Annotated in this window: 8 protein-coding genes and 1 pseudogene; 6 read left to right on the plus strand and 3 right to left on the minus strand. The window is 61.9% G+C overall.

Going from position 1 to position 10076, the window contains the following annotated elements:
* The 5 genes and pseudogenes from FEM54_RS14715 to phnX form a co-directional block, all read left to right on the plus strand.
* Positions 1 to 392, plus strand: a pseudogene (locus FEM54_RS14715) (TetR/AcrR family transcriptional regulator); the annotation flags it as partial.
* 112 nt (positions 393 to 504) lie between these two features.
* Entirely contained in the window at positions 505 to 1596 is a 1092-nt protein-coding gene (gene psrA / locus FEM54_RS14720; RefSeq protein ID WP_026013707.1) for an iron-containing alcohol dehydrogenase PsrA, read from the plus strand.
* 103 nt (positions 1597 to 1699) lie between these two features.
* Positions 1700 to 2995 carry an MFS transporter gene (locus FEM54_RS14725; protein ID WP_017137002.1) on the plus strand — a complete coding sequence of 432 codons (1296 nt, stop codon included), beginning with the start codon at positions 1700 to 1702 and terminating at the stop codon, positions 2993 to 2995.
* Positions 2996 to 3015: 20 nt separating this feature from the next.
* Positions 3016 to 3888, plus strand: a complete 873-nt coding sequence (locus FEM54_RS14730; RefSeq protein ID WP_017137003.1) for a LysR substrate-binding domain-containing protein — start codon at positions 3016 to 3018, stop codon at positions 3886 to 3888.
* An 89-nt stretch (positions 3889 to 3977) separates the two neighbouring features.
* A complete protein-coding gene (phnX, locus tag FEM54_RS14735) occupies positions 3978 to 4805 on the plus strand; it encodes a phosphonoacetaldehyde hydrolase (protein ID WP_138451603.1) in 828 nt (275 codons plus the stop codon).
* Positions 4806 to 4827: 22 nt separating this feature from the next.
* On the opposite strand, the gene FEM54_RS14740 is transcribed toward phnX, so the two are convergent.
* Both FEM54_RS14740 and FEM54_RS14745 read right to left on the minus strand, forming a co-directional pair.
* On the minus strand, positions 4828 to 5751 hold the full coding sequence (locus tag FEM54_RS14740) for a LysR family transcriptional regulator (protein ID WP_017137005.1): 924 nt from the start codon (positions 5749 to 5751) through the stop codon (positions 4828 to 4830).
* A gap of 108 nt (positions 5752 to 5859) precedes the next feature.
* Complete coding sequence (locus tag FEM54_RS14745; protein ID WP_138451605.1) at positions 5860 to 6915, minus strand: NAD(P)-dependent oxidoreductase; 1056 nt, start codon at positions 6913 to 6915, stop codon at positions 5860 to 5862.
* Positions 6916 to 7090: 175 nt separating this feature from the next.
* Here FEM54_RS14745 and FEM54_RS34040 point away from each other — a divergent pair, with 175 nt between their 5' ends.
* Entirely contained in the window at positions 7091 to 7243 is a 153-nt protein-coding gene (locus tag FEM54_RS34040) for a hypothetical protein (RefSeq protein ID WP_017137007.1), read from the plus strand.
* Between the two features lie 129 nt (positions 7244 to 7372).
* Here the strand turns inward: FEM54_RS34040 and FEM54_RS14750 are convergent.
* A partial coding sequence (locus FEM54_RS14750; protein WP_138451607.1) for a TonB-dependent receptor occupies positions 7373 to 10076 on the minus strand: 2704 nt, incomplete at its 5' end.

Genomic DNA, 10076 nt, shown 5'->3' on the forward strand with positions numbered 1-10076 from the left:
CGCGTAAGGCCATCGAAACCGCGCTGCGCCAGTCAGCACGCATGCAGTGTGAAGACGGGCACCCCAAAGGCTGCATGGTGGCGCTGGGCGTGATGAGCGCACCCAGCCCGGAGAACGCGCGGGTCGCGGACGCGCTGACGCAATCGCGCGTGCGCACCCGGGCCGGGATTGTGGCCTGCATTGAGCGCGGGATACGTCTTGGGCAATTGCCGGGCACCACGCAGGCAGCGTCGATGGCGACGGTATTTGACAGTTTCTTGCAGGGCGTTTCGATTCTGGCGCGCGATAACGTGCCGCATGTGGCTATCGACGCGGCGATCACTCAACTCCTACTGACATGGGATGTTGCAGCCTCAACCGTCGCACCGCGCACCCACTTCAATCACGCCTGAACCGGCCCGTTATCGGCCCAGCCGATGCACACCCGCGAATTATCGATTTGAGCCTTTGTTGAAGCGCCCCGACTATGGGGCCACTTCCAACAACAAAAACAAAGGACTCGCCATGACTGCCCGATTTCACAACCCAGTAGACACGCGTTTCGGCTGCGGCAGCCTGCTCGAGCTTGCCGACATCACCCAGGGCCAGACCGTGGCGCTGGTGACCTTTCCCGAAGCGCGTGGGCTGGGCCTGGTGGAACGCATCCAGGACCTGCTCGGCGACCGCCTGGTGTACCTCATCGAAGACGTGCAGCCCAACCCCGACGTGGCGCAACTGCGCGATACCTATGAACGTTTCTGGCAGGTAGCCGGCGACTGTGATGCGGTGATTGCCGTGGGCGGCGGCAGCGCCATCGACACGGCCAAAGCGCTGATTGTGGGCACCGAGTCCGGCCGTTTCGATGAGTTGCTGGCGTTGCTGGCCACGGGCAAACCCTTTGTGCCTGCGCGCAGCAAAATCCTGATTGCCGCGCCCACCACGGCGGGAACCGGCAGTGAAGTCACGCCTTGGGCCACCATTTGGGACTCGGCGAGCCTGAAAAAGTACTCGCTGCACCTGGCGTGTACCTGGCCGAAGGTGGCGATCATCGACCCACAATTGATGCTCACCGTGCCCGCCGGCGTCACCGTCTCCACCGGGCTGGACGCCTTGTCCCATGCGTTGGAAGCGGTATGGAACATCAATGCCAACCCCATCTCGGATACGTTCGCCATTTCGGCCATCGAAGACATCCTCGAATGCCTGCCGTTGCTGCGGCGTGACCTGGCCAATCAGGAACTGCGCTCGCGCATGGCGTTGGCGGCCCTTAAAGCCGGGTTGGCGTTCTCCAACACCAAGACCGCCCTCGCCCATTCCATCTCCTACGAAATGACCCTGCACCACGGCCTGCCGCATGGCATTGCCTGCTCGTTCACGCTGCCGCTGGTGCTGGGCCTGGCCTGGGGTCGCAACGCAGCGCGTGACCGAACCCTTCAGCGGATTTTCGGCAGCGACTTGCAGCACGCCCAACACAGGCTGCGCGACTTTCTGCACAGCCTTGAGGTGAAGACGGAGTTTGCCGACTACGGTGTAACAGCCTCCCAGGCCGAAGCCATGATCAACTTCGCCCTGCAGGGCGCACGCGGCAAAAACTTCATCGGTGCCCACGCCGCCTGAAGCCAGCCGTTTACCCCTGTAGCGACGATTTCCTGCCGCACCCTCGCAAGAGTGCGCCCACCGACACCACTCGGTGGGAACCAACAATAAAAAGGAAAAGATCATGAACCGTGCCCAAGCCTTGCCTGGCCTTACCGTGAAAACCGCCTCGTTTCGAGTCGCCCAATGGCGAATGCTGCTGGCAGCGATGTTCTGCTACCTGTTTTTCTACACTGGCCGGCAAACCTTCGGTTTTGCCATCCCCGGCATCCAGGCCGAGTTCGGCTTGACCAAGGAAACCCTCGGCTGGGCTTCTGCGGCCATGCTGTGGGCCTACGCTATCGGCCAGGCCATCAACGGCAACCTTGCCGATAAGTTTGGCGGGCGGCGCATCATGACCCTCGGCGCGGTGCTGTCGTGCGCCGCCAACTGGGTGACCAGCTTTGCCGGCGGTTTTGCCAGCCTGATCCTGCCCTGGGGCCTCAATGGCTATTTTCAGGCCTTGGGCTGGGCGCCCGGCAGCCGGCTGATCTCCAACTGGTGGAGCGCGGGCGAGCGCGGCAAGGTCTACGGCTTTTATGTCTTCGCCGCCGGTTGCGCCTCGATCCTGTCCTACGTCACATCGATTATCGTGCTTGAAGTGCTGCAACTGGAATGGCGCTGGATCTTCCGCTTGCCGGTGCTGCTGATGCTCGCCGGCGGCATCATCTTTTACCTGGTGGCCCGCGAACGCCCACAGGACATGGGTTTCGAAGCCCTTGCCGATACCGGCGTGGCCAATGCCGAAGACAAGAACCATGAGGTGGCGCACGGCGCCGTCGAAAGCTCGTTACAGCGCTACAAGGCGGTGCTGAAAAATGCCCGCCTGATCATCGCAGCCGTGTCCCTGGGGTTTCAGAACGCTGCGCGCTACGGCTTGATCGTGTGGGTGCCGGTGCACTTCCTGGGCGCCAACTGGAAAAGCGGCGACAGCCTGGTCGACCCCAAGTGGATCACCGTTGCCTTGCCCGTTGGCATGGCCATCGGCGCCTTGAGCAATGGCTGGGTGTCGGACAAGCTGTTCGGCTCAAAACGCTACCTGGCGATCATGCTGTACATGGTCCTCGGTGCCGCCACCAGCCTGTGGATGTGGAGCCTGCCGCCGCATAGCGCCATCGGCCTGGTCGCGTTGTTTCTGTGTGGCTTTTTCGTCTATGGCCCGGCGTCGAGTTTCTGGGCTCTGTGCCCGGACCTGGTCGGCGCCAAGCGCGCCGGGACCGCGACCGGTGTGATGAATTTCTCGTCCTACCTGTTTGCCGGGCTGGCGGAACCGCTGATCGGCAGTATGCTCGACAGTACCGGCAATACGTCGCTGATCTTTCTGGTGGTGACGACTGCCTGCCTGAGCAGCGCGGTGGTCGCACTGTTCATCAGACGCTGAGCCAGCCACAGGACCTTTGCATGTACCAGTACCACAAGTGGCTGCGCTCCTTTCATGCGGTGGCGAAGACCGGCAGTTTCACCCTTGCCGCCGAGTTCCTGAGTGTTGGGCAGCCGACCGTCAGCGAACAGGTGAATGCCCTGGAAAGGAAGTTCTCCGTTGAGTTGTTCCACCGGCGCGGGCGTTTTGTCGAAATGAGCGCCGCGGGCCACCAGCTGTATGCGATCACCCAGGGCCTGTTCGGGCAAGAAGATGAAGCCGTGCAATTGCTGCAGAGTTTCAAGCAACGCAAGCTCGGCATGTTACGCCTGGGGGCGGTGTCGCCGCCGATTGCGATGAACCTGACGTACGAGCTGATGCAACGTCACCCGGATATCGAGCTGGAAACCTCCTTCTCACCCGAAAAGGAAACCCTGGACCGGCTGTTCAATTTTGATATCGATGTGGCGATCCTGGCGCTGTCCGAATTCGACCAGCGCTTCGACACGCAGCTTTACCACCGTTACCCGATCATTGCCGTGGTGCGCAACGACCATCCCTGGGCCAGCCAGAAGGAGGTGCATGTGGAGCAGATCAGTCAGGAGAAATGGGTGATGCGTGAAAAAAGCTCGCGCACCCGCCAACTGGTGGAGGAAAGCTGCACACGCCTGGGTGTCTCGCTTAATTGTGTGATGCAACTCAACAGCCGCGAAGCCATCGTGCATGCGATCGCCAAGGGTATCGGTATCGGTTTTGTATCGGCGGTCGAATACGCCGAAACGCCCGGTACGACCCCGATTACCTTTGTAAATCACCCGTTTTCCATCGACTACCACCTGTGTTGCCTGGGCATCCGACGCAATCGACCCATGATCGCCGAACTGTTCGACTCAAGCCCCACACCGACCACCTGAATACCCCACACGCTTGACCCTTGAACTGGCCGCCTACCTCTCGCACGCGAAAGGGACGGCCTCCCTGTACCCGCAACTGGAGATTGACCATGCATTACCAACAACCCAAGCAACTGCAAGCTGTCGTCCTGGACTGGGCAGGCACCGTGGTGGATTTCGGCTCGTTTGCCCCCACCCAGATTTTCGTCGAAGCCTTTGCCGAGTTTGGCGTGGCGGTGTCACTGGAGGAGGCGCGCGGCCCCATGGGCATGGGCAAGTGGGACCACATCCGTACGCTGTGCAACCAGCCGCAAATTGCCGAACGCTACCGCGCCGTGTTTGATCGCCTGCCGACCGATGAGGACGTCACCGCGCTGTATGAACGCTTCATGCCCCTGCAAATCGAAAAGATTGCCCTGCATTCGGCGGTGATCCCCGGCGCCCTGGACGCCATTGCAGCCCTGCGCAGCAAAGGCCTCAAAATCGGCTCGTGCTCGGGCTACCCGGCAGTGGTCATGGCCAAAGTCGTGGAGCTGGCCCGCCATAACGGCTACGTCGCCGACCACGTGGTGGCCACCGATGAAGTGCCCAACGGCCGCCCGTACCCGGCGCAGGCGTTGGCCAATGTGATCGCGCTGGGCATCAGCGACGTTGCGGCGTGCGTCAAGGTCGATGACACCTGGCCGGGTATTCTCGAAGGGCGCAGCGCCGGCATGTGGACGGTGGCACTCACATGCTCCGGCAATGCCCTGGGCCTGACCTACGAGCAGTTCAAGGCGCTGCCGGCGCAGAAACTTGCCGAAGAACGTACACGCATCGGCCAGCTGTTCGAAGGCGCCCGCCCGCATTACCTGATCGACACCATCGTCGATCTGGCGGCGGTGGTTGAAGACATCAACGCCCGCCTGGCACGCGGGGAAACACCCCAAGGCGTCTGACTGGATCGGGGCACGCCTGCTGTTAAAGCGTGCCCCATTCGTCCCGACATGCCAGCAAAAAATCCACAAACGCCCGCACCCGATGCGGCACATAGCGCCCATGGGGATACAGCAAGGTGAAGGGCCGTGAACGCCCGCCAAACGGCTTCAGCACTTCAACCAGGCTGCCGTCGGCCAATTCACGCTCAACGATAAACTTGTAGGTCTGAAACAGCCCCGCGCCGTGTTTGGCCAGGGTTACGCCGCCCAGCACATCATGGGCAATGCTGTAACCGGCCTCTCCGGCAAACTCCTGCTCCTGGCCTTGCAGCTGGAACAGCCAGGGGATGCGCCGGCCATTGCTGGGCAGTTCAAACTGAATGCACTCATGCAATGGCAGATCGTCCAGCGTCTGCGGCGTACCGGCGCGCTGCAAGTATGCTGGTGCGGCGACAACCACCAGCTCGGCATCTTCCAGCAGCCGCGCGATCAGCGACGAATCCGGCTGGGCGCGCACGCGAATGGCCAGGTCATAACCTTCGGCAACGAAGTCGATATTGCGGTTGCTGATGTGGATATCCACAGTGACTTGCGGGTACTGCGCACGGAACCTGGGCAGCAGCGGCAGCAAGCGGTGATGCGCGTAAGTGGTCGGCACACTGATGCGCAAGCGCCCGGACGGCACCGCCTGCGCGCCCATCACCTGTTGCTGGGCCTCCACCAGTTGCGTCAGCGCCTGGCGGCACTGCTCGTAAAATGTGCGGCCGCTGTCGGTGAGGCGAATGCTGCGCGTGGTACGCACAAACAAGCGCGAGCCCAGGCGTTCTTCCAGGCGCGAAATACTGCGGCTGACGGCGGCCGGGGTAACGCCCGCAGCCTGCGCAGCAGCGGTAAAACTGCCGGCTTCGGCAGCGAGGCAGAACAGCTCGATGCTGCCCAGCTGTAAATCTTCGAAATGGCGTTTCATGATTGATTACATCGGCTCACTATCCGACGTCATTCTTACCAGCCTCTTGGCCTTTAATACAGCGCGCCGGGCGAGAATGAGTCATCGGCCTTCTTTGTGTCCGGCAGGTTAACGCACGATGGCGGCGGCACTGAATGCGTGGATCTTGTCGACGATCTGGCGTGATGCCGTCCGGATTGCCGTGGTGGTATTGCCGGCAATGTGCGGCGTCAATTGCGCATTGGCAATAGCGGTCAATGGCGAGTCGAAGCGGTCTTTCTCCAGGGCAAAGGTATCGATGGCCACCGCTTTGATATGCCTGGGAAACTCGCCCATGAAGGCGGCCAACTGGTGTTCGTCGACGATCCCGCCGCGCGCGGTATTGATGAGGATTGAGCCCTGGCGCATCTGCCGGAACTCGGCAGTGCCGAACAAGCCTCGGGTCTGCGGGGTGAGCGGTACGTGGATCGAGACGATGTCCGCCTCGGCCAGTAACGGTTCAAGACCCGCCCGTCGTTCAAGCCCAAGGCTGCGCGCCACCGCTTCGGTAAAGCGTTCGGACCCGGTAGCGATCACCTTGATGCCCAGCGCCGCAGCCTTGCGCGCCACCTGCCGGGCAATGCTGCCGGTGCCCACCAGCCCAAGCGTCAGTTCGGCGTATTCGCAGGCAGGTGCCAGGGTGCCTTTTGCCCAATGGCCGTTGTGCGTTTCGGCGTTGTAGTCATCCAGGTCGCGCGACAGATACAGCGCCTGGGCCACGACGTATTCGGCAACAGCGGCCGCGTTTGAGCCCGGCGTGTTAAGGATCGCCACACCACACTGCTCGCACGCCAGCTGATCAATATGATTGACCCCTGTGCCAGCCTGGGCAACGGCGCGCAGTGGCGTGGCCAACGCCGGCGAGGTGGCAGCGCGGATCAGGCCGGCGCCCAAGGGGATGTTCAGGCGCGTCTTGAACACGCTGTAGCCCCCGGCCTGACTCACGGCGGCAATAAAGCCAGGCTCGTCATGGCAGTTGATCTCGGCATAGTGAATGCGCGTGCCGTAGTACTGCCGAATGCGCTCTTTGTCCGCGAAATAATGCAGGTTGAGGGTGACGCCCAGGCCCAGTTCAAGAAAGCGATCGACTTCCTCAAACAGTAACGGCGGCCCGGGAGCATCCAGTATCAGGGTGGTAAATGCCATACCGTTGATCCTCTTGGAGGGTTGCACCTGCCGATACCCAGGTTGCCCTGGGGATTTTGATCGTTCCCACGCTCCGCGTGGGAATGCCGCCCCGGACGCTCTGCGTCCAGCGCTTGAAGGCGTGACGCGGAGCATCACCGGATGCATTCCCACGCAGAGCGTGGGAACGATCACTGTGAAAAAAGCCAACACGGTGCTGATCACGCGCCACTATACCTTCACCAAGCCGGATGCCCTGTGCTCCCCGCAAGAGTTCGCGGCGATGAAGCCGGCGATTGAAGGCATGGTCAATGATTTGAAAAGCCAGATCATTGTGCAGGCGATGTAACCTCCTGAGAGCTAGGAACGGGCGCTGCCTGCCAGTGGGCGAGCGTGAACGACGAACACCGTCACTTGTGGCGAGCAGGCTTGCCACGGTGAAGGTGTCCAGCCTTAACCGATGGGCGTCGCCTGGCCCTTAGAACTTCGCCTGCACGCCCACCCGCACTGTACGCCCTGGCGCTGGCATGAAGCTTTGCGCCAGCGGGTCCAGGTAGTAGCGGTCGGTGACGTTCTGCAGCGATACATTCAGGCTCGCGTCCTCCTGCAACTTATAGTTGAGGAACAGATCCACCAGTGCTACTTCGCGGTAGTTCAGTTGCGGCGTGGTGGCGCCGGTCTGCCAAGGTTTGTCGGCGGTGACGGTGGGGCCGCTGGTGTAGGTAATACGTGTGCCGAGCGTGAGGCTTTGGTCAAAGAAGCGCAGGCCAGTGGTCAGGTTGCCAGCAAGCCGGGGTGGGTTCTGGGTGTTGGTGTAGGAACCCATGAAGCTGCCCGGCGTGCAGTTCGGGGTGTCGGCGGTTTTTTGGTAGCTGTTGCTGGTGGCGCGCAGTGTGGCGGCGAAGGCCGCATCGCAGGTTTCGGTCTTCAGGTAGTAGGTGGACGACAGGTCGGCAAACACGCGTCCGGCATCGTAGCGGGCTTGCAACTCCAGGCCGCTGGTCTTGTAGCTGTCGGTGTTGCTGAAACGCATCTGGCCCCAGGTGCCTGGGCTTGGGTCGTAGTAGCGGGTGATGTAGTTCTTGATGGTGTTGTTGAAGTAAGCGAGCTTGATCGCCGCCGCGTCATCCTCGACCAACAGCCCTTTGCGCAACGTGCTGGCGCCGACCTCCCAGTTGCTTGAGCGCTCGGGTTTCAAGCCCTTGCCGGGCAGGGTTTGCAGCACGCCCTGGCTGGTTTCAAACAACGAGGGCATGCGAAAACCCTGGGTGTAGGAGGCATACACAAAGGTGTCCGGCAGCACTTCGATATTGATGCCCAGCGCCGGCGAAAATGCCCCGCCGCTGTTGCTGGCCTTGCCGGAATAGTCATACCCGCTCACCACGTCACCAACCTGGGACGGGTAAACCGTCGAATCGATCACGCCAAAGTCGTTGTAGCGCACGCCCTCGAAAGGGAAGTTGGTGTTCTGGAACACGATGCCGTTGTTCAGGCGCGGATCGGTGGCGTTGGTGTACTCGCCGTTCTGGTCCGGGAACCACATCATGTTGCCGGAATTGTCGCCGTTGTAGACGCGCAGGTAGCGCAGGTCACGCTCCTCGCGTCGCGCGGTGGCATTGGCAATATGGTCTTTGCTGCGGTAGTGGGTATAACGGCCGCCGCCCCATAAGGTCAGGCGGTCCACCGGTTTGTATTCGAGTTTGCCATTGAAGCTGTACTCCTGCCGCGAGCCTTCGCGCAGCATGCGGTTGGCGTTGATATCGTGCTGGGTGGTGGCGACGCCTTTTTGCGGGCGCAGTTCTTCGAGCTGGAACGAGCTGCCCAAGTCGAGCTTCAGATCGCCATAGTCGGTCGCCCAGCGTGAGGTGTTGGCCAGCCCGCCGCCGATGCGCTGGTTGGCCTGGCGGCTCCAGGCGCGATCCGAGCGATAAGCCTGGGACGCAGGTGCGGCCACCGAGGTGAGCTGGCTGGTTTGGGCGTCGGTCATCCACAGGTCGGCGGTCAGGTCCACCAGCGGGTTGCCCGAGGGCAGGTAGTTGTAGCGAGCGGTGTAGGTGTCGATCCTGGTATGGCCCAGCGGGTACTGATAGATGCCGCCGGTGCCGAAACGGAAGATATCCGAAGGCATGATCTCGCCAATGCGCCCGTCATAACGACGATAGCCCAGGTCGAAGGTATGGCCGTCCGCCGGGCGCAGGGTGGTCTTGAGCAGGAACGATTCGGTCTTCGCCGAGGAGTTGAGCACTTCTTCGCCGGCGTTGTAGGTGGTGGCGACGCTGGTGTCTTCACCGCCCCAACGGTCATAGGTGCGGTAACGGTCCTGGCCCTTTTTACCGGCAAAATAATTGCCCTGGTTGCGCTTGGCGTAAGCCGCCACCACGTCGAAAAACTCATGGGTGTAGGCAAACGCAGCGCTGCCGGCTTCGGCCTGCGAGCCGAACAGCCCGCCACGGCTCTGATGCGGCTCGGCATACAGGTCCTGGGTTTTGGAGTGCGGGTCGCGGGAAGCCGGGGCGACGCCGTTGTTCCAAAAATCGCCCTTGAGGCGCAGGCCGATGTTCTGGCCGTCCTTGAGGATGTCGCCAACGCCCAGGGTGCGCATTTTTACCGTGCCGCCAATGGCGCTGGAGGTCAGGCTGGGGCCTTTGTCGATGGTGATGTCGCTGATCAAGTCCGGGTCGATATAACTGCGCTGCTGAGTACCGGCATAGCCGCGATACACATCCAGCGCCTGCTGCGAGCCGTCCACCGTGACCGCCACGCGGCTCTGGCCCTGGATGCCACGAATGTTCACATCCAGCCCGCCGCCATTGCGGCTGTCGCCCACCTGCACACCGGGCTGGCCCTTGAGCACATCACCCACCGACACCGCGCCGAAACGTTGCATGTCTTCGCCGGAGATATACACCGACGAATGCGGCGCGCGGTAGACCTCCTCTTCGTCAAGATTTTCGCCCGTCACTTTTTGCGTCGGCAGCTGCACGGCCTCCTGGCGCAGGCGCAACACATAGCCGCCATCGGCCTGGCGCTGATAGTCCAGGCCGGTGCCCGAGAGCACCTGGGCCAAGCCGTTCTCAGTGTTGAATTCGCCCTGCAGCCCCTGGCTTTTCCTACCCGCCGTGAGCAGCGAACTGCCCGCCATGCTGATCCCGGCTTCGGCACCAAAGCGCGACAGCACCTGG

Origin of the sequence: Pseudomonas edaphica (assembly GCF_005863185.1) — a bacterium.
Lineage (GTDB): Bacteria > Pseudomonadota > Gammaproteobacteria > Pseudomonadales > Pseudomonadaceae > Aquipseudomonas > Aquipseudomonas edaphica.